The sequence below is a fragment of the Paenibacillus sp. FSL H8-0079 genome (genome assembly GCF_037991315.1).
Classification (GTDB): domain Bacteria; phylum Bacillota; class Bacilli; order Paenibacillales; family Paenibacillaceae; genus Paenibacillus.
Genome location: NZ_CP150300.1, coordinates 1,018,685 through 1,040,223, shown reverse-complemented (window position 1 = coordinate 1,040,223; position 21,539 = coordinate 1,018,685). Strand labels below are relative to the sequence as shown.

At 47.8% G+C, this 21,539-nt stretch carries 11 protein-coding genes; 3 read left to right on the top strand and 8 right to left on the bottom strand.

Annotation, left to right across the window (positions count from 1 at the left end; all coding sequences use genetic code 11):
• Positions 1–598: 598 nt before the first annotated feature.
• The 4 genes from MHI06_RS04575 to nirB form a co-directional block, all read right to left on the bottom strand.
• A complete protein-coding gene (locus tag MHI06_RS04575) occupies positions 599–5,569 on the bottom strand; it encodes a DUF4132 domain-containing protein (protein WP_340400612.1) in 4,971 nt (1,656 codons plus the stop codon).
• 24 nt (positions 5,570–5,593) lie between these two features.
• A complete protein-coding gene (locus MHI06_RS04570; protein ID WP_340400611.1) occupies positions 5,594–6,013 on the bottom strand; it encodes a hypothetical protein in 420 nt (139 codons plus the stop codon).
• A 335-nt stretch (positions 6,014–6,348) separates the two neighbouring features.
• Complete coding sequence (locus MHI06_RS04565) at positions 6,349–8,481, bottom strand: molybdopterin oxidoreductase family protein (RefSeq protein WP_340400610.1); 2,133 nt, start codon at positions 8,479–8,481, stop codon at positions 6,349–6,351.
• A 21-nt stretch (positions 8,482–8,502) separates the two neighbouring features.
• On the bottom strand, positions 8,503–10,656 hold the full coding sequence (gene nirB, locus MHI06_RS04560) for a nitrite reductase large subunit NirB (RefSeq protein ID WP_340400609.1): 2,154 nt from the start codon (positions 10,654–10,656) through the stop codon (positions 8,503–8,505).
• Positions 10,657–11,085: 429 nt separating this feature from the next.
• Here nirB and MHI06_RS04555 point away from each other — a divergent pair, with 429 nt between their 5' ends.
• Positions 11,086–12,315 carry a nitrate/nitrite transporter gene (locus MHI06_RS04555; protein ID WP_340402050.1) on the top strand — a complete coding sequence of 410 codons (1,230 nt, stop codon included), beginning with the start codon at positions 11,086–11,088 and terminating at the stop codon, positions 12,313–12,315.
• Between the two features lie 122 nt (positions 12,316–12,437).
• Here the strand turns inward: MHI06_RS04555 and fabF are convergent, their stop codons facing one another.
• On the bottom strand, positions 12,438–13,676 hold the full coding sequence (gene fabF / locus MHI06_RS04550) for a beta-ketoacyl-ACP synthase II (RefSeq protein WP_340400608.1): 1,239 nt from the start codon (positions 13,674–13,676) through the stop codon (positions 12,438–12,440).
• Between the two features lie 138 nt (positions 13,677–13,814).
• Here fabF and MHI06_RS04545 point away from each other — a divergent pair, with 138 nt between their 5' ends.
• Together MHI06_RS04545 and MHI06_RS04540 are read left to right on the top strand one after the other, a co-directional pair.
• Positions 13,815–14,660 (top strand): helix-turn-helix transcriptional regulator, encoded by an 846-nt coding sequence (locus MHI06_RS04545; RefSeq protein WP_340400607.1) that lies wholly within the window; start codon positions 13,815–13,817, stop codon positions 14,658–14,660.
• A gap of 169 nt (positions 14,661–14,829) precedes the next feature.
• Positions 14,830–15,504 carry a response regulator transcription factor gene (locus MHI06_RS04540; RefSeq protein ID WP_169482896.1) on the top strand — a complete coding sequence of 225 codons (675 nt, stop codon included), beginning with the start codon at positions 14,830–14,832 and terminating at the stop codon, positions 15,502–15,504.
• A 25-nt stretch (positions 15,505–15,529) separates the two neighbouring features.
• Here MHI06_RS04540 and MHI06_RS04535 read toward each other — a convergent pair whose 3' ends face one another.
• The 3 genes from MHI06_RS04535 to MHI06_RS04525 all read right to left on the bottom strand — a co-directional run bounded on the left by MHI06_RS04535 (position 15,530) and on the right by MHI06_RS04525 (position 21,290).
• Positions 15,530–18,754 (bottom strand): response regulator, encoded by a 3,225-nt coding sequence (locus MHI06_RS04535; protein ID WP_340400606.1) that lies wholly within the window; start codon positions 18,752–18,754, stop codon positions 15,530–15,532.
• 194 nt (positions 18,755–18,948) lie between these two features.
• The gene (locus tag MHI06_RS04530; RefSeq protein WP_340400605.1) at positions 18,949–19,254 is read right to left on the bottom strand and encodes a PAS domain-containing protein; all 306 of its coding nucleotides are present in this window, start codon (positions 19,252–19,254) and stop codon (positions 18,949–18,951) included.
• 77 nt (positions 19,255–19,331) lie between these two features.
• Positions 19,332–21,290, bottom strand: coding sequence for a methyl-accepting chemotaxis protein (locus MHI06_RS04525; RefSeq protein WP_340402049.1), 1,959 nt, complete (start codon positions 21,288–21,290; stop codon positions 19,332–19,334).
• Positions 21,291–21,539 lie beyond the last annotated feature (249 nt).

Genomic DNA, 21,539 nt, shown 5'->3' with positions numbered 1-21,539 from the left:
TGTATACAAGGGAATGCAAACTGGCTTGATCCCAGTCTTTCAAGCATTCAGGTCGTCCTGCACATGGCTTCTGAAACTGCAGCCTGCAAGCCAGTCAGCAGATTTCGCTTCCTAACGATAGCCGACATGATACCGAATTACATCCCCTTAAATTTGGTAAATGACCGATTAGAAGGAGCCTAGTTCTTTGGAATCACCACATTAATAATGCAGATAACAAAACAAGAAAACGAATTATTTACATTTATGTAACTACTTTCGAACAAATTATTCACTTTTAAAAACAGTCGGTTCGACCCACTCCCATTCAACCAATTAATGCAATTAATTATCAGATTAAGGAATATACCGACATGCTCTGGGTCCTAAGTCTATTTGAAACCGGAACCAATCCGGCCCATTGAAATATCCGAAAATATAAAAGCAACTGAAGTCCCCTTTAACACGTTCTTCAGCTGCCTTTATGTTGGAATTTCTCCATATTGTTCACTTTCCACCCATGATCCTTGTTCTACACTCGTTATATTGAGATTCGGAGTACATTAATAATCAGAGTAACAAATAAAAAACCGCCCCACGAGAGACGGTTCAATCAGTTCTAGTTCTGTAATTGTGCAAGAATCTGCGGGTCCTTAATCTTCTTATCTTCGGCGAGCAACATCACCTTGGACAGAATCTCAGCTGTTCTCGGATCTTCATCGAGGAATGGCAGGAAGATTCGGCCCCGATGCTGACTGTGTACCGGTATGATATGAAGTGCACCTGTGGCCTGTTTGAACACATTACCACTGCCCAGATGAACAGCATACTCACCTAATTCACCATCAATCCGTGCGTAGTTCCCGTCCAGACGTACATTGTCGATCTTCAGCAGACGCAACGACTCGTTCACAATGACGTGGCGCATCTCGATTGTTGTCAGGCTGGCTTCCGGATCTACGCCTCCCACATGTGCAACGCTGACCACCAGATCGATATCACGCATGACTTCCGAGAAGAACGTCAGCGGCACATCTTGCAGCGCTACAGGCTTGTAGGTCTTGCGATCGTAGAATTGCACCGTCTCCAGTGTTGGTGCCTCGGTATCTGCCGGTGAGAACCAATCCGCCATCGCATAGAGATTCGCGATCAGATTGTGCTCGTAGCTTACCTTCTGCAGACCTTCTTCATAACTGACAGTCCATTGGCGTCCTTTAAGCAGAGCTACTGCTTTTTTCGGTTGAATCTGGTACCCTGCATATCGGCGGGACACCGTACCATTAGCCAATTCGTCCTCGTTAGGAAGATACAGCTCACGGAATACCTGCTTGAATGGCTGACGCTCCTGACGGGTGAACAGATCTCGCTGGAATTCACTCCAGCTTCCGCTCTGATACAGATGAAGCGGATGAGCAATCAGCAGTTGATCCTGCTCTGTTAATGCCTGGATCGTGCCCTCTGGTCCTGGAGCAAGCAAACCGCTAGACGATACATCGAATCTTCCCGTCTTGTCACCTGACTGGAATACAAGTGTTCTTACCAGCGGATGGATAACCGGATTTTGCATTAGACTGGCAATTTCCTGATGTGTAAAGGATGTTCCGGCAGTCATCGAACGTTCCAGTTCCTGTCGTGCCCGGCGATACTGATCCACCAGATCCGATTTCAGCTCTTTCAGTTCAGCGATATATCCGTCTTTTTTGAACCGGGCAGGTACAGATTTGAGTGTCTTCCCTTTGCTGACGATAACCATCTCGGGTTGGCCTTCCTCATCAATGACCAATTGCGCTGTAGTGTCCGCATCCAATGCATGAGGTTCAAAGAAGGATTTCATCTCATCCAGCTTACGTGCTTCCATGTCCCACATCAGCCGCGTAACATCGGCATAGCCTGCATTACGGGCAAGGTTGCCCAGTGCAATCTGCGATACCACACCTTCACTGGCACGGCGCTGTGCACCGAATTGCTTGCTCTGCATCAGGAACTTCTGAATGAAGTCGTATCGCTCACGCAGATCCTGTTCCCGATTTACGGCGAATGGAATCAAACTGTAGGTTAACAAATGATCTTTGTTTCGCTTGTCTGACACAGACTCACGCATGTCGTCCAGACGAAGCTTGCCAAGTGCAGCATCCGCGAACAATTGAGATCTGCGGTGATTGGCTCCCCCGGAAATGTACTTGGCGCAATCGTATAACAGATTGAACCGTTCCTCCCCGACAGCCGCATAGGCCTCTTCGAACCACGCGATATCAAATGCACCTTCATTGAAGTCCTGTGGTGATATTGGCGAATAGTGGGCCACGATGGTCTCTTTTTCCGCAGTAAAGCGTTCATTGATATGGGCATGGAAGTACCAGGCTGCACTGCGAAGACCTTCCCATCCTAGATGTTTCGCAACAATCTCCATCCACTGTGGTGCATACATGGCTGCTTCCAGCAATTTCTTCTCATTCACCGGATACTTCTGGAGCAATTCTCCAAGCCGCTTCTCATCTTCTCCATCCCGTGGATGACAATTCTGAATCAGATAGCTGAACGTCTCTTTGCGTATTGTGTTGTCTCCATAGCTGTAGATATATCCACGGACAAATGTATCCTGATCCATCGCCGAGACCAGATGTACCCAGTGTTCCATGCCTTCAATTCGATCCAGTTTCATGGCAAGCGTGCTTACCTCTGTAGAGAGCTCTCCCCGGGTCAGCTCAATCTCCAGAATGCGATCGACCACCGCATCTCGTAATTGAACCAGCTTCGGATCACTCGCGATCCCTTCTGTACGAGTGGATGTTAAGTCACGAATAAATAACAGACGATTGCCACCGACCAGTACCTGTCGATATATCTCCTGATCATCAATCAGGTTCAGCTGGTACGCGCGCAGGAAATCTTCAAGTGACAGTAAGGACAACGGTTGACTATTTTCTACAAGACTGGCGAACTGGTAAGCCGTCTGGAAGAACCGTTTGAAGCTGTCATCGTCATGGATTTTGCTCCGAACCGTATAATTCCATGGTCCCGTTAGAATGTGCAGCATACCCGATTCCTTCTCCAGTCGCTCGGCAGGCATACTCGAGATAATGGACGCCCACGTTTTCTCTGCGATCTCAAATGTATCCTCCGGATTGCTATCCAGATATGCCGCTGAGATTAGAGAAGTCACCTGATCCTTATACGTTAACGAATCCAGCAGCTGCTGTAGCTTTTCGATATCATCCAGAGGATATATCTGTTCGGCAAACGACTTACGCCAGCCTTCCATTAACGGAACCTTCTGCATTTCATCATAGTCATACTGTTCACGGAAATAACTGTAATGATCACCCAAATTGCCATTGAACTCCCGGAGCTGTATAACCATGTATAGCTGCATCAGTTCCACACTGCTAAACCCTGCTTGTTGAATATAGTTCTCCCATACGTCATGAAGTGGAAATTGCTCCAACTGCTTCATTTCATTGCGCTCTGCATACGGAACCTTTGAGCGAAGACTCGCTCCAAGTAACAACGTGTCTTTGTAGCCAGCATAGTACTCCACTTCATACTCATGATCCCTGTGTTCATGCACCAATTCATTGAGCCCCTGCAGGAATGGTCTGGTTTGATCCAGAGAGAGCGTAAAGATATCCTTCGGACTGTGGCCGTTGAGCTCACGCTTCTCATCCAGCAATGGCTCACGTCGCTTCGGATCGAATAAACCAAACCCATTAGCGGCCGTATAACGACTCCCCTGATCCGTCAGCTTGTCGAGCAACTTCTGTTCCTTCGCGGTTGGCGTCTCAATCAGCTGTGCCAATGGCTGCAATTGCTCCTGCTGATCTGCCCGCTCCGGATCTGCCGCAATCTCCGTCAACAATTCGAGCGCACCCAGACGCTGCAACTCACTCTTCGCCTGCAAAAGTCGCTTCAGTGAAACCGCCAATTGGTCCACGGGTTGTAGTAACAATACATGGATGACCTTCTGGCGAAGTGAGCCTGTCTTGAGCTTCATCAACGCCTCCATCTGTTTCATCTCTTCAACCGTCAACGTGAGTAGCTTCGCTTTGGAGAGCGCACTTTCCCGATTACTGATGCTTTTATCAGACAAACTCTCAAACACAAACTGTCTTTGCACCTCATTATCGGGATGCTGAACAAACTGGGACAACAGTTCTCCGCGCAGTTCCGGGCTCAAACGGTCCTTGATTGCGATGACTTCCCCGATCCATTCCGGGTCCATATCATAGGCGGCCAGATATAACATTTTCTTCACTACATCATCCGTATCAATCCGGTAGTGAACATACTCAAGTACACCCGATGGTCCACCTGAACCGCCTTTTGGAATGACAGTCAGCATCTGTTTGAATTGATCAAAGTCCTGACGTCTCAATGTCTTATCTTCAAGCGCAGGTAATGGCCATATGTAGACGCTACGCTGATTTTCTCCATTTTCGAAACTCCAGTTGTACATATACATGGCATCATAGTTGGTTACAATCCAGTGCATCAACTCGGTATCCTGCGCCTCCAGATAACGACGTGCAATGTGCAAACGAAGCTCTCTGTTCTGGCTGTTAGCAAGTACATATTGGGCAACAATCTTCTGATATAATTGGCCTTGATCCATAATTTCGAATATCTTGCTCTTCAGTTCATTCTCTTCAATGACCGCTGTCGCCCACAGGCTGATAAAGAGCTTGTTGGCGTTCACTTCCTGCTGCCAGGCTTCGCGTACTTCTGGTTGCACAAGCGCCTCATAGGCCTGTTCAATGAGCTGTGCGGCAACACGCTGATTGGCTGCTTCTATGCCGATTCCTGTCCATACGGCGAGCGCTCTTACCACTGAACTGAAACGGATCAGGTTGTTGTCGATGATGATTTTTAATATGTAAATATAGGCTTCCAGTGTTCCTTCATCCATCCGCTCCACAATGCTTTGGCGCAACCCTTCCTGCAACCTTGCTGCAATGAGCAGCTCACCCACCATCTGATAGGCATCTGCCTGATCGCTCATGAATATGCCTTTGATCATTTCATGGGTTAACAGCGCCGTCTGATTGTCACCATATATAATATCGTGCAGTGCCTGCTTCATATCTCCGCCCTGATGATCAAGTTCATACGCGATGCAATCCGGCAGTACCGAACGGATCTCATGCAGATAATCCAACTTGTACTCACGAAGTGACACATATTCACTCAGGGAGAAATTCTTCATTTCCATTCGGAATAATCCCATCAGTTTACGGATGACCTGTTCTACATGCTGCTCCGGATCGGATGTGCGAAAAGGCCGGCGTTCATAGTGGTTACTGTATGGGAAACGAGTCGCACGTTCTGCGATATAACGGAATCGTGCAACCAATGACTCGCTCGCCAGATGCTGGAGTACATCCAATAGTGGCTGGAATAATGGGTTCTGCGTTTCCGCAGCCAGCCTTCCAAGCAACTTTTCTGTATTCAAAAACATCTTTTCGTCTCCACGCAAATACGTAGACCCGGCGATCTCCACAACATAGTTTGCCAGCTCAAGCTGTACCCCTGTTAACGACTTTGCTTTTACCTGCAATTCATCCATATATACCTGTACTTGATCTTCCTTATTCATCCTGTTCTCCTCCTTCATCACTCTCTACCACAGACGTCCGGCAAGCATTGTAAAACGGATAAACACCACGTTATCGCCGTCCTGTATCACCATGGACTTGTCCAGTTCCTGCAATTCTTCATCGTTGAGAAACACTTTGTACAACCCATCCTCATAAGCGGTTATAGCTGTCTCCATCGCACCATTCAGATCAGGAACGCCCTCATTGTATACTGCGCCAAACCCGACTTTCCCCACCGATCCCTGTGCCTCAATATCATCCGGCATCAGATAAGCGAGCAATTCTGCCTGTTGCTTCTTGTCCTGAAGAGCGTTCACTTGCAGTGCCACCATATTCTCAATGAGCTGCCTCAGCGTATGGGTTGTTTCCGGAAGTTCGGCAGCTTGCTTGGCAAGTGCCGGCTTGCGCTTACCCAGACTTTTTACCGTTATCCATACGTTCACCGCGTTCCCTCCCTATGTCTTGCCCTATTTGAAGAAGCTTCCATAAGCTCCGATATCTATACCACGTTGCGTAATAACCTAAACTCGAAACTGCTGTCGGCCTCAAAATATATTCAAAAATGCGTACATATGTACCCCTAATGAACATCATAACCAAAATTCAATCCATATTCATGAGCCAATCCTCATGTTTACGTGGAACCACGGAACTATGGCCTACTTGCGTACATATACGCAAAAAAAGCCGCACAGTCTCATATAAATATGGGACTGCGCAGCCGCTAAGCTACCATTAGAGCAGATTAGGACATCTGGTTACCTGTAATCTGTATGAATCATCTCGCCAATCGCAACGGTCGAATGGTTACGGCCGCTGTCTTGAACCCAGGCATTCGGCAGAACGGGTCCAGCTCCGGTCGAGTTGCCCGGTTCACATTTTGAACGCCACCCCAGTGCATCGGTACGAACAAAGTATCCTCCCGAATGGAGTCTTTGATGCGCGAACGTACCGTGAAGCTTCCGTACACCGATTGAATCTCGACCCATTCTCCATCGTGAATGCGATGACGGGCAGCGGTAGCCGGATGAAGTTCAACGAAGTTCTCCAATTCACGGGCTGCCAGTGCCGGACTACGATGTGTCTGCACCCCTGTAAGATAATGAGGAAGCACACGGCCATTAGTCAGAATCAAGGGGAATTCCGGAGTTACATCATTCCAGCCTGTGCTTGATTCGAATGTGAATGCCGCTTTACCATCCGGGTGAGCGAATCGTTCACCGAACAGCAAACCTTCTCCCTGATCCTCCGGGGCAGAACACGGCCAGTATACCCCTTTCTCGGTACGCAAACGCTCATAGGTAATACCATAGTAATCAGCGACTCCGCCACGACTCGCCACCCGAAGCTCATTAAAGATATCCTCAGCAGTGTCATATTGAAAGTAAGCGGCTTTGCCCACTTTTGCAGCAATTCGGCATAATATATCCCAATCATCGAGCGTCTCTCCCGGCGCAGGTCGCCCCTGTTCACGGAGTAGAACACGCCCCTCCAGATTGGTGAGTGTGCCTTCATTCTCCATATAAGATGTAACTGGCAGAACCAGATCAGCCATGCGCGCTGTCTCAGACAGAAACATATCTGCCACGATCAGAAAGTCCAGCTTGCGCAGACCTTCTTCCACCAAACGCACATTGGGATTGGATACGACCGGGTTGGAGCCCATTACGAGCAACGCCCGAATCTCCTGATCATGAACCTTCTCCATCATCTCATAGGCCGAGACCCCTTTACCCGGTAAACTTGCAGGGTCCACGCCCCAAACGGATGCCACATAGGCACGATCAGCTTCATTTTCAATGGAGCGATAGCCCGGCAGCTGGTCAGCCTTTTGCCCATGCTCCCGTCCACCTTGCCCATTCCCTTGTCCTGTGATGGCACCATATCCGCAGCCTTCTCTGCCAATTTTGCCAGTCGCCAGCACAAGGTTCAGAAAATGCCTGACGGCCATATGCCCATCTGTCTGCTGCTCCACACCACGCGCTGTCATGATCATACCTGTCTCTGCCTCACCATAGGCTATCGCCGCCTGACGAATCAGGGCCAGATCCACCCCACATGCTTGTGCCGCCTGTTCGAGCTGCAGATCAGCTAACTCTTGCATCAATTGTTCGTACCCATGCGTTCGTTCACCTATAAAATGAGGGTCCACCAATCCGGCATCCATAATCGCCTTCAACATGGTATCCGCCAGCAGAGCATCCATGCCGGGCTTCACCTGCAAGTGGAGATCGGCAATGGTTGCGGTTGCCGTCTTGCGGGGATCAATAACGATAATGAATGCCCCATTCTCCTTGGCCTGATTGAAGTAGGGTAACAGGGTAGGTTGGCATTCAGCAATATTGGTTCCTGCGAGTACAATGCAGCCCGCCTTGGGAATATCGGATAGGCGGAACGTCAATCCACGGTCCATCCCAAACACTTTACTGCCAGCTGAAGCCGCAGCTGACATGCAGAACCGTCCATTATAGTCGATATACTTTGTCCCCAATGCAACCCTGGCAAATTTGCCAAGCAGGTAGGCTGTCTCATTGGTCAAAGATCCACCTCCGTATACTCCGACCGTATCTGCTCCGTATGAATCTTTCAATTGTCGAAACCGCTCAGCGATATTCTGAATGGCTTCGCCCCATGAACAGGGTTCAAGCTCGCCATTACGACGAATTAGTGGATGCATTAATCGTTGTCCACTGAGTGCATGCTGATGAGCATTCATGCCTTTAACACAGAGCCTGCCCTGCGAGGCTTCATTCGGAACGCCCTGAACCGTATACTCACCACGACGCTGGCCTGCAACAGGTGCGGCCAGTTCTTCAACCGTCATCTTGCATTGCACACTGCAATACGGACACTGGGTTTCCTTTACATAGAGCTTAGAGGCTGTTGGTTCTGAACTCACGGATAATCCCATCTTCCCATCCCCGCCTTTCATCTATATATCAGCATGAAGTGTAGCTGCAAGTTCCCTCTGCAACTGGTCATCCAGCAGCGTTTCTCGAATCGACATGAATCCCAATCGCTCCGTCCATGCCCATAACGGCTCATCATACCAGGCGGTTTGGCGATACCATTGGAGGCACGCTGATGCGAGTGTCGCCGCCTGCACCTCTGTTTCAGCCACCCCGAGCAAGCCACCTTGCTTGACCGGATGCTCAGCATGACCGCCTGCGTAAATCTCCCATCCAGCCGGTGAAGCCAGCAAACCAATATCCTGCACCAGTGCGCTCACCAATGACCCGGGCCCTGGTGCGACGCCTATACTCACGGGTGACGGCATCACTGCGCCGATCCAATACGTACGAAGCTGTGTTGCCAAGCCACCCGCATCCCTCGCATAAGATGAAAGCGGGATCTGATTATCCCAGCGCACCTGAATCTCTTGGGCACTCTCAATCTCTTGATCATGTATCGTTCGAGTGGATACCTGCAAATAATAGTGGATCACTGGGCGACATACCGTGCAGCCAAGCTCCGAACCCCAACCTAGCTTCTGCAGGATCAAAGGTAGGTCTCTCTTGAGAGATATTACAGGTTGATAATCGTGTCTATCCACATGAACTTTACGGGGGCCAACACTGTTATTCAGCATTTCCTTCAGTTCTGCATGCCCCAGCTCCGTACAACTGCATACAGGCATTGGAGCAGGTTTATCCGGTGTGGCTACCACTCCAGTACCCCCGCTTTTTTTCAGGTTATGCGTATGTTTCAACAGAGCAGCCACCATCGGGCGACAGCCACCGCATGAACCTGACGCCTTGGTCTGCTCCTTCACCTGATCTGCCGTTTCGAGACCCTGTTCCTGAATGGCCTTCATTATCGTAGCCTTGGTCACATTGTTGCAGGCACATACGGTCTCTTGAGCCGGTAATGCCGCAGCAGCCATCTCAGCCGGGTCCGGGGACCCTTCACGCGGAGCCAATTCTGCCACATCGGCACCTCGTTGCACCAATCCAAGCAATGCCGTTCCCTCGGCTATATCTCCAAATAAAATGGCTCCGCGCACTTTGCCAGCCTGCATCAGCACCTTTTTATATGTGCCTTGAATGCCATCCAAATGTTGAATTGCAGTCTGCATGCCTTCCCCGCTGATCTCGCCGGCCGAGAAAACATCAACCCCCGATACCTTCAGCTGTGAGTATGGAATTGATCCTTTGTATTCAGGCGTTTCCTGTCCACAGAGCGTACGTGCGAGTACTTTCCCCTGCTCGTATAAGGGGGCCACCAGACCATAACTGATTCCCCGATGTTCGGCACATTCCCCAACTGCGTAAATATCCGGTACACTGGTGCGCATATAGTCATCTACCATAATTGCCCGATTGGTGGCGATCCCGCTTCGTCTGGCCAGATCCACATTCGGCCGAATCCCTACAGCGACAATGACAACCTGAGCTTCAAGCTTGGAACCATCTGTGAACAGCAGTCCCTGGGCCTGCGATCGTCCGGTAATTTTCTGCGTATTTTTGGCCAACAGGAAGGACATGCCCTGATCTTCAAGCTCCTGTTGAAGCATTGAGGCCGCTTTCTGATCCAACTGTCGGTTCATAATGTAAGGTGCATTATGGACCACCACAGCTTCCATACCCAGATGCAGCAACCCCCGTGCCGCCTCCAGTCCCAGCAATCCGCCACCAATGACTGCGGCCTTCCGATATTCTTTGGAATAGTCAGACATGCGCGTACAATCATCAATGGTTCGGAAGGACATGACTCGCTCTTTATCAATTCCCGGAATCGGTGGGATAAACGGTGATGACCCTGTTGCCAGAATCAGAACATCATATGTTTCTTTTAGTCCCGATTCAGTCTCTATATATTTTCCACGGGTATCAATCCGGTGTACCGTTTCACCTGTACATAGCCGTATATGATGCTTCGCATACCAGGTCCAATCATTGATAATGATATCCTGTAACGAATGCTCACCCTGCAATACTTTCGATAACATGATCCGATTGTAGTTGGGACGGGGTTCATTGCCGTAAATTACAATCTCATACGTATCAGGCTCCAGTGCGATAATCTCTTCGACACACTTCACTCCAGCCATGCCATTCCCGATAATCACCAGTTTGCTTCTGCTCATGGGCTGCCCCCTATCTATCTCTCTCACCTGAAAATAAACAGAAAAATCCCTTCTCCATGATTCGGAAAAGGGCACCGTTGCCTCCGGAATCCACACGCCATTGTGTGGATTCATATTAGATTCAGATTAAGGGAATCTCAATCATATGTCAACTAAATTAACATCATAAATATGAAATGCGATTAAAAAATGAATTATTTAAAATTACGTGTAAATTTTGTTGACATATCTATTTTCACTTGATTATAATTTGAATCAAAATCACAGTGCTGTGATCAACTCAGATGCGGGAACACAATGACGTGTACCGCCTGTCGGCAACGGGGCCGCAAATCGTTCTTATCTGGACGAATTGCGGCCTTTTTCTGCCTCCACAAGCACATAGACAAATTACGAAGATCTCAATTGGATGAGGAGCGATGATGGATGATGGAGAGCAAAAGTTTTTGGAAAAGCGGGCATAAGCCCACCCTCTTCGGGGCGTTTATGTATTTTGACATCAGTTTTATGATATGGGGGATGCTTGGTCCACTCGCAGTTGTCATTGCATTGGATTATCCGATGACACCGCTGGAAAAGGCCAATCTGGTCGCATTGCCTATTCTCGGCGGCTCCATCCTGCGCCTTGTGCTTGGCTTCATGTCTGATTATATTGGTCCGAAACTGACCGCACAGATCGGGATGCTCGTCACTCTTGTTCCTTTATTACTCGGCTGGCTATGGGTCGACTCTTTAAGCCAACTGTACGTGGTGGCACTCTTGCTGGGTGTCGCAGGCGCCTCCTTTGCTGCTGCGCTACCTCTCGCAGGCCAATGGTATGGCAAAGAGCATCAGGGTCTGGCCATGGGTATTGCCGGGGCAGGTAACAGCGGAACCGTACTCGCAACGTTGTTTGCCAATCGCTTGGCTACGCATTTTGGCAGCTGGGAAGTTGTATTCGGACTTGCTATTATACCGATCGTTATCGTATTCATTCTCTTTTCTATCTTTGCCAAGAATAGCCCTAACCGGCCTGAACCCAAGAAATTGTCGCAATACGGAAGTCTGCTTAAACAAAAAGATGCTTGGGTATTCTGTGCCTTCTATTGTGTAACCTTTGGTGGTTTCGTTGGATTATGTAACTATCTCACCATCTTCTTCAACACCCAGTATGGACTCTCTCCTGTTCGTGCCGCAGACATTACCACCTTCTGTGTAATCGCAGGTAGTTTCTTCCGGCCTGTTGGGGGATACCTGGCGGACAAAATTGGTGGAACCCGTATGCTGACCTTCCTGTACACAGGAGCCTGTATCATGTTGATCGGTGTATCCTTCATGCCACCACTTCCTGTTGTGGTAGTCATGTTATTCCTCGGCATGATGTGTCTGGGCGCCGGAAATGGCTCGGTGTTCCAACTGGTTCCCCAACGCTTCGGTAACGAGATTGGTCTGATGACAGGTATTGTAGGTGCCGCAGGCGGATTGGGCGGATATGCACTGCCACTGATTCTCGGTCAACTGTATAGCAGCTATCAATCCTATACGCCAGGCTTTGTCATTCTTAGCCTGATTGCAGCAGCTTCCCTAATCCTCGTTCTCTTCATGCAATCCCGCTGGCGTGTAAGCTGGCTGAGCCGAGGCAACAAAGGCATGGCCGACTCGACATCCCTCTCTTCCTGAGGCGTACAACCACTCGGCCGTTAACCAATGGTGCGGTGGTTGTAGATGACCCTGGATTAACCCTAGAACAGCGCAGCCCTATGGGGCTACGCTGTTCTTTCTACTTAAGGCTGTTTTTTGGCTTAAGATGGGTATTTTTGAAGAACAATAACGGCATTATGTCCACCGAAGCCAAAGGAATTAGACATCCCAATCCGCAGCTCTGCTTCTCTTGCCTCGTTGGGTACGTAATCCAGATCACATTCGGGGTCCTTCTGCTCTTGATTAATAGTTGGAGGAATGATGCCATGCCGCAGACTTTGAATAAGTGAGATCGCCTCCGCACCACCTGCTGCACCAAGCATATGCCCCGTCATGGATTTATTCGCCGTAATCGGAATGTCATAGGCAGCTGTTCCGAAAAGTTGTTTAATGGCTCTCGTCTCAGACAGATCACCCGCCTCCGTACTGGTGGCATGAGCGTTAATCACATCAATGTCTTCAGGTCCAATCTGAGCCTCTTTCAGTGATGCTTTCATCGCCAGATATGCACCCCGCCCTTCCGGATGGGTAGCTACCATATGATACGCATCTGAACTGGCACCATATCCAATCACTTCGGCAAGAATATTCGCCCCTCTTGCCAGAGCATGAGACAGTGATTCCACGACCAGAATTCCGGCGCCCTCCGCCATGACAAAACCGTCTCTCCCTGCATCAAATGGACGGCTGGCTGCTTGGAACGCTTCATTTCGTGTAGACAACGCTGTCGCATTACCGAAGCTTGCCAGCGACACTTCGGTTACAGCTGCTTCTGTTCCTCCAGCAATAATGACATCGGCTCCACCATGTCGGATAAGCCGGAAAGCCTCTCCAATGGCTGTATTGCCAATGGAACAAGCCGTTACTGGCGATAATGTCGGCCCCCAGCAACCAAATCTCATACTGACCATAGCCGCAGCCATATTGGAGATCATCATCGGTACCAGTGTTGGGCTAACTCGCGCAGGTCCCCGATCGGACAGGACCTTGCCTTGTTCCATCAATGTCTGGATGCCGCCTATGCCTGAACCAATATATACACCTACGCGTTCGCGATCCAGTTCCTCCATCACGAGACCCGATTGCGATACAGCCTGATCCGCAGCAGCAACAGCAAATTGAACGAATCGGTCCATGCGCCTTGCTTCCTTGCGTCCAAAACGCTCTTCACCATCAAAGTCACGGACCACGCCAGCGATTCTGGTTTTGTACAAAGCTGTATCAAAATGCTCTATAGGCGATACCCCGGATCTACCCTCAATTAATCCATTCCAGAATGTATCTACATCATTTCCCAAAGGAGAGATGACTCCCATTCCTGTAATCACGACTCGTTCCATGTCCATCCTCCTTCAGCGCTGTTGTCTACCTTACTCTTACGCTCTGCCACTAATAGTGCACTTTCGAATATCCTATTACAAGTTGTCAATTATAATAGTATAATGACTACCATGATAACGAGGATCGAAGGTGATGGATTGAACTACGATGTCAGGCTACAAGCCCTGTCCACTTTTCTGAAAACACAGCGTTCCAAAATTTCACCCGAATCGGTCGGTTTACCCACCGGAAGTCGGCGCAGAACGCCTGGGCTGAGGAGAGAAGAAGTCTCCCAACTGGCAGGAGTAAGTACAACGTGGTATACCTGGCTTGAGCAAGGTCGGGATATTCAGGTATCTCATTCCGTATTGGACAACATTGCTTCAGCACTAAGGCTTACTGCGGATGAACGAAAATATCTGTTTTCGCTCGCTATGGAACATCACTCGGAGCTGCCCACGCTGGAAGAAGAACCTGTTCAACTTCACCCTTCCCTGCAGAAAATCTTGCAAGAGCTTCACCACTGTCCTACCGTGATCTCGGATCGGCGTTGTTACATTGTAGGCTGGAATGATGCAGCCCGTCATGTTTTTATGGATTTTGAACAGATTCCCCCCGAACAGCGGAATATGATCAGTCTGTTATTTGATCGAAAGGAATTTCGCAGGCTCGCGGTGAACTGGGAGGATTTTGTTAGCGGATTTCTGGCGATTTTTCGTGCTTATTATGGTCAGTATGTCGATGATGAATGGTATAATTTATTTCTGGATGACATGATGAACAGACATCCCGATTTTCATACCCTCTGGAAACAAAGCAGTGTCAGCAGTGCCCCGGATGTGTTAATCGAATTCAGACATTCCAAAGCAGGCAAAATGTTGTTTGATCTGACTTCGTTGCAGGTTCAAGGCAGCTCCGATCTGCGATGCAGTGTATACACGCCGGCACCAGACACCGCTACCGAGCGCAAACTCATGCGCCTGATCGAGCGTGAAGCTAACTGATATCTTGGCAATTAATGAATCGGAGCCTCCACCTTCTTGGCGAGTCATGTTGGAATCTTGACCTCCTCCTGTTGCATGTTCTAATTATCAGGGTATACATTATCAGGGATATTAAGCTAACCCATGGATCTTAGTTCTTCTACACGAAGTGGATTCAGAAAGGAATATCATGACCAAAGTGCTTATCATAGAGGACGACAACATGTTAGGTGATACATTATCCCTGTATTTACAAGGTGAAGGGTATGATGTTATCCGTGTCGATAACGCAAGAGATGGTCTTCTACAGCTTCAAGCGCGGCCTGATATCCTGCTTCTTGACTTGATGCTCCCTGATTCCGGAGATAAGAATCCTTGTTCTCTCATGCGCCAACATACGGCCATCCCCATCATCGTCATCTCTTCGTTAACCGAAGTGGCGGAGCGGATTCGATCGTTAACCGATGGGGCTGATGACTATGTATGCAAACCTTTCAGCATGCAGGAACTGAAGGCACGTATTGAGGCTGTATTACGTCGCTACTCCATATTGAACAACCCTATTGTTACTGAACAGGAAACCGGAATATCTCTGGACCTGGCCCGAAGGACCGTACTATTGGATAACCAGCGAGTCGAAATGACGTTTTCGGAATTTGAGATCATGAAGCTGTTTGTCCTCAATCCCGGCAAAGTCTACAGTCGTTATGCCCTAATTGAAGCCATTCGTGGTATTGATGCCTACATTAATGATCGCACCATAGATGTACACATTACCAAGCTTCGCAAAAAAATTGAGGACAACCCGAAAAACCCCCAATTTATTCAAACCATCTGGGGGGTCGGATATAAGTTCACACCTTAACACAACACAGCTTCATTCAGCTCGTTCACCATGGCAGAGACCCGGTAATAATATCAATCTCCTGTTGTACCTTCTCCAATACCAAATTCAATTCCTCTTCTTCGAATAACGGACGGGACAAGAGCGATTCCAGTTGAAGAACCGGACGTAACAGGTCCACTGCATGCAGATTGGCAGATACGCCACGGAGTGAATGAACGTTGCGGATCACAGCAGCAATCTGCTGCTGCTGAAGCTGAATCGTAAGTTTTTTCTGAAACGAGCCATATTCTATTCTGAATTTCGTGAGCGCATATTGCAGAATATGCGGCTTGCCGTCCATCTGCCTAATCGCCTTATCTGCATCAATTCCACTGATCTCTCGTATGCCTTTCACATCAATCCATGTTTCCAATGTATCTGTCATCTGTTGTTCATGAATCGGTTTCGTCAGGATGGCATTCATGCCAACCTCAAAGCAAGTCTCATGATCTATTTGCAGACTATTCGCTGTTAGCGCGATAATGGGCGTACGATCATATTGCCTCATCTTGCGAATGTGTCGCGTTGCATCCATTCCATTCATTTCGGGCATATACATATCCATCAGAATCAGTTCCCATGTTTGTTCGCCCAATTTCTTCAGAACCTCTGTGCCACTGTCTGCCAGCGTCACCTCGAATCCCATATGTTCCAGCATCGCTCGAATAACCAGTTGATTGATTTCTTGGTCCTCAGCGATCAGAATATGCCCTTTGGATTTGAGCAAATAGGGTTCTTCGCCTTCTACCCTCCGATGGTTCTCCAGTGGCCCTTCACCCTGAAGTGCAAGTAACACTTCGAACAACCCCAGACGTGTAATCGGTTTGATCATCATCATATCCGGGCGGAAGGACCTCTCCTCACTCCACAAGGCATTATCACTAAAGGCATGGGTATAACCCACCATTTGAAATTTGGTTCGATTCAATCGCTTCATGAATTTGTCCCATGACGACCCGTTGATGGTGTCCTCTGCATCCATATCCATCATCATTAACAGGGAACTTGCCCCATCTGCATGAGATACACACCAATCGCTCTCTATCATATGGCTCAAGGAAGGATACACTGTCGGCTTCATTCCGAATGAGTAGAGCATCTGCTTCAGACTTTCGCCCATCCGTTCATCCTCTTCAATGATAACCACATCATTCACACAATAGAGCAAAGGGAATGTTTGCAGAAAGGAACTCTCTTCTTCCGTATCTGCAAGTTCAAATATCAAGTCAAATGAAAACAGACTGTACTCTCCCAGCACACTATCCACACGCAAGTTTCCTCCCAAGGAGGTCACCAGAAGATAACAGATCACCAGCCCAAGTCCAGAACCACCATATGTTCGATACGTCGAAGGTTCCGCTTGAGTAAACGGGACAAAAAGCCGTTCCATTTGTTCAGGTGAGATGCCAATCCCCGTATCCTCTACCTCAAAACGGACCTGAACTTGCTCCGCTTCTAATGAAAGCACCTCTGCCCGCAATGTTACATATCCATACTCCGTAAATTTAATCGCATTACTCAGCAGATTCAATAACGCCTGTTCAAGTCGGAACGGATCACCAATCACCGTTAACGGCAGATCGGAATCGGTTGTAAAGATCACTTCGATGTCTTTGTGCCCGATAGCCACACCGATCTGATCAGCCATACGCTTGAATACATCCTCTGGTGAAAAAGAAACCTTCTCCAAAGTCAGCTTGCCTGCCTCAATTTTCGAAAAATCAAGAATATCATTCAAGAGGGTAAGCATGTTCTGGGAGGACGCGTTGATTTTACTTAAATAATCCAATTGCTGTGGGGATAGATCTGTCCGTTGAAGCAACAACGAAAAGCTGATAATGCCGCTCAGTGGGGTGCGAATCTCGTGACTCATGAAGGCAAGAAACTCACTTTTCGCCTGGCTGGCTTTGTCGGCCTTAACACGTTTATACTGATCCGAAATATCATGAATAACTGCCTTAATTTTCTCACTTGAGTTAAGCGCTTTATCCGGATATAGATGAACCCGAACATGCTGCTCATGACCTTCTCCAACAATAAAACTCAGTTCCGTCTCCTGGACTATATTGTGGTGTAAGGCTTTTTGGAAAATGAACAACCAGTTCTCCGACTGCTCAATGAACAACAATTCTTCAAGCTGATGTCCGATCACTTCATGCCTGTCGAGACCGAGAACATCCAGAAATTTCTGATTAACCGACACAATACACCTGTTGCTATCCAAACCGACAAACCAGTCTGCCGACACTCGCTCAAGTGTTCGATATCGCTCTTCACTCTCTTGAATTCTTCGTTTAACTGCTCTGTGCTCCGTAATATCAAGTCCATATCCCATGACATACTTCACCACACCATCTTCTCGCAAAGGCCGAACTTTCACCAGTGAATAATAACCTTCATGCTCAATCTCGTAAAAAAAAGATTCCCCTTCCCATGCCCGGTTAAACTGCTTTCGCAGAAACTCTACCTTCTCCTGAGGTAAAATGTTCAACGTGCCCAATGTGTAATCTTGCTTCAGACTACTCATATCCAAGCCCAGCTGGGAGAGCATCTCTCCTTCAAGTAAAAGATATTCGAATTTTCCGTTCTGTTTATGGATTTTAAACGTAAAGCCGGGCTGCATACGAAGCATCTCCAGCATTTCCCGATCCCTTTGAATGACCAATCGCCTGTATCGATGATTTTGGTTCAGATAGTACAGGCATAGTACAATCGCCAAAAAGCAAATACATTGAAAAAGCAGAATCATCCCCAAAATGGATAAAGAAGGCGAATATGTCTTTACCACAATTAACTCATACACAGTAATCAGCAGCAACGCTCCGGACAACCACTTCTGCATATATCCCCTGACATACTTGAAGATCAGACATATGGCTACAACAAATAACAACTCTGTCAACGCATACTGCCAGTTCTCCAACAAGGGATTACGCCCCATATTAATCCGAAAAATCCACATGAATACAAAAGTAACGATTGCGGAGCCACTTCCACCAAAATAAGCGGCGAGCAGATACACACTTGCCCGGAAATTCAACATGGTCCCATCACTTAGTACAATGGAGAAATAATATAACGCTGTACCCAACATGCTCAGTGCAATGCCAATAATAATCCGAGTCGTGATGGAAGATGTTCTCGTAGCATTTGTTTGGTTCAGATAATGATGAATCAGGAAAACAAAGATCAAAATCAGCGTAAAATTTAATACAAGATCGCGTAGCAAATGGTCACCGTCCACAATACGAATTCAGGAATTCATGCATTCAATGAATGTTGCCGGATTCACGATCGCAGTTCCCCAGTATACAAATCATAGTATGCCAGGCTCCCTTATTCAATCGACGATATGGACCATTTTTTTGAAAATAACATAACCTTTCAGCTAACATACACTTATCGCTAGATAACGTTTTTTTCTCATGAAAGTTCATCATTAAATATGCTGATATAAAAGAGAGAATCATCCAAATGTACCGATGTAATCGTGACTTGGGCATTCCACACTTCCTGATTAGCCTTCATCAGTTTGGCAACGCCAGACCAGGTCTGGTTGCCTCTCCAGTGGGTATCCATTAACAATCGGGCAGGCTGACCTACCGTGTGCTCCCGTGAGAATCCCGTTTTGGTAACATAAACGGAATTCACATCAAGAATCACACCATCCTCATCTGTAATCATAACCGCATCCATTAGCAGTAAGAAGGCTCTGAGTTCTAGTTGCATGGTTATCCACTCCCTCTGATGAAACATGATGTGATGCCGTCCCTGTGTGAGACTCTCTGCTACTGCTGCATACCCGTTTAATATTTAAACTGTCTAATGAGGCGTTGCAGCTCTTCAGCCATGGAAGAAAGGCCCCGAGCCGAGGCAGAAATCTGCTCCATTGCTGCCAACTGCTCCTCCGAAGAAGCGGCCACTTCTTCGGAGGCCGCTGCGTTACCTGAAGCAATGCCTGCCAGCTCATTGGACACAGCAGATACCTCCTGTACACCTGCTGTGATCTCTTGAGAAGTGGCTGCAATCTCTTCAATCTGAGGTGTCGTTTCCCGCATACTATCCAGAATACGTTCAAACTTCCGAATCGCCTCTGTGGAGATTTCCATGCCCTCTCCAACCTCTGTGGTCACTTTTTCCATCATGCGAACGGAAGCAGCCATGTCTTCCTGTACTGCCGTAGTCAGCACGGTAATTTCACTTACGGACTGCCCAGACTGCTCTGCCAGCTTCCGAACCTCTGCTGCTACAACGGCGAATCCATTCCCATGCGTACCTGCACGAGCAGCTTCAATGGATGCATTCAGCGCGAGCAGGTTTGTCTGCTTAGCTATACTTCCGATTAACTCCGTGATCGTTGAAATCTGGTGTGATCGTTCATATAACGCCTGAATTATCTGATTCGTCTGCGCTACCGTTTCTTGAATCGAGTGCATCTGACCCACCGTCTGCTTGACGGTGTTGCCGCCTTCTTCCGCTTGTACGGTTGTATGTTTCGCCAAATCAGCAACTTGTATGGAACGTTCGGCAATTCGTGTAATTCCGATCGTGATTTCATTCATGGCCTGATGGTTATGGTCAATACCTTGGGTCTGCTTCTCCGCACCACTCGCAATTTCCTGAATGGCTCGCGCTACCTGTTCACTGGCTGCACTGGTTGATTCCGCACTCTGAGTCATTTCATCCGATGAGATGACCACCTGACTGGCGCTGTTTTCCACATTCTGTATCAGTACACGCAGATTGTGCTGCATTTTGCCAAAAGCATCACTTAGTTCACCAATTTCATCATGGCTTGTGGAAGTAATCGTTTGGGTTAGATCCCCTTCGCTCACCTGAATCGCCTGGTCCTTTAACTGACGGATCGGTTTAATGATAGATCGCATGACCAGCCAGATAATCAAAATACCCACGGCGAGGCAGGACACAATGACGATGATCATTCGATTCAGGATAGGTGCAGCCGCATCCTCTACTTCAGAAGAAAACATGGTGCCAGCGACCTTCCATCCTGTGGATGCATTTGTAGCATAATACATGACTTTATCAGCCTGATCAAAGGTATAGTTGAAGTTGCCGGATTCATTCGTATACACTTGTGTCCAAAAATCTTCTGTTGCATCTGTACCGGGTTGTACCGTCGGATGATAGATATACTTTTCGCTAGCATCCAGCAGAATTAGATAACCCTGTTCTCCTACTTTAATGCCGCTCACCAAGGTACTGATATTTGACAGATCGAGATCCAGTTGGACCACACCTGATTGGTCATTCAGTGCCTTGGCAATCGTGATTGTGATCTCATTCGTCTCGGCAGAAATATAAGGATCTGTTACAATTACCTGTTCCGGATTTCCCATCGCTTCCGTATACCATGGTCTCGTTCGCGGATCGTAATCTTCAGGCATCTCCGCATCGGAGGACATCAGATACACACCCGCTTCTGTTCCCACACCTATGGTGATAATATCGGTGTTCTGCGCAGCATATCCCTTCAATTCATTCACGACCCGAACCTCGGCATCTTCTTGACGTAATTCCTCTGCGAGTGTACTCGCAGAGTATTCAATGTGATTGCGCTTGGCATTGATCGAAAGGTCAATGGTTGCACTGGCAAGGTTCACGTTTTCCATCGCACTATGTAAAATTTGTTTCTCCACTTCACCCTTCGCACTGCTATACGATAAAACGCCAATACTTAACGAAGGAATGGCCAAGAACGCAATAAAGGACACCACCAGCTTCGTTTTAAAGTTCTTATGCATCTTGTTGAACCAGGTCGATTTGCTATTTTTTCGGGACAAATTTCTCTACCTCTTCCAGATTAATTTATAGTTCTACTTGATCTAGCTCTCATAAAGTGCAGGTCAACTTTCCTCTTCCTCAAGATATTAAAAACTAGGTCTTACCTCTCGTAAAAGACATTTTTCGCACCAAATAAATTACTTGAATCTCTTAATTTATAATCCTAAAGAACTACTTTCAAACAAATTATACGAAAAAACTATTAAATA

Bases quoted from the DNA above. Each gene is read 5' to 3' on its own strand.
- MHI06_RS04555 (WP_340402050.1), top strand. From the start codon at position 11,086: ATGGAGAGCAAAAGTTTTTGGAAAAGCGGGCATAAGCCCACCCTCTTC.
- MHI06_RS04575 (WP_340400612.1), bottom strand. From the start codon at position 5,569: ATGAATAAGGAAGATCAAGTACAGGTATATATGGATGAATTGCAGGTA.
- MHI06_RS04530 (WP_340400605.1), bottom strand. From the start codon at position 19,254: ATGCAACTAGAACTCAGAGCCTTCTTACTGCTAATGGATGCGGTTATG.
- MHI06_RS04525 (WP_340402049.1), bottom strand. From the start codon at position 21,290: ATGCATAAGAACTTTAAAACGAAGCTGGTGGTGTCCTTTATTGCGTTC.
- nirB (WP_340400609.1), bottom strand. From the start codon at position 10,656: ATGAGCAGAAGCAAACTGGTGATTATCGGGAATGGCATGGCTGGAGTG.
- MHI06_RS04565 (WP_340400610.1), bottom strand. From the start codon at position 8,481: ATGGGATTATCCGTGAGTTCAGAACCAACAGCCTCTAAGCTCTATGTA.
- fabF (WP_340400608.1), bottom strand. From the start codon at position 13,676: ATGGAACGAGTCGTGATTACAGGAATGGGAGTCATCTCTCCTTTGGGA.
- MHI06_RS04540 (WP_169482896.1), top strand. From the start codon at position 14,830: ATGACCAAAGTGCTTATCATAGAGGACGACAACATGTTAGGTGATACA.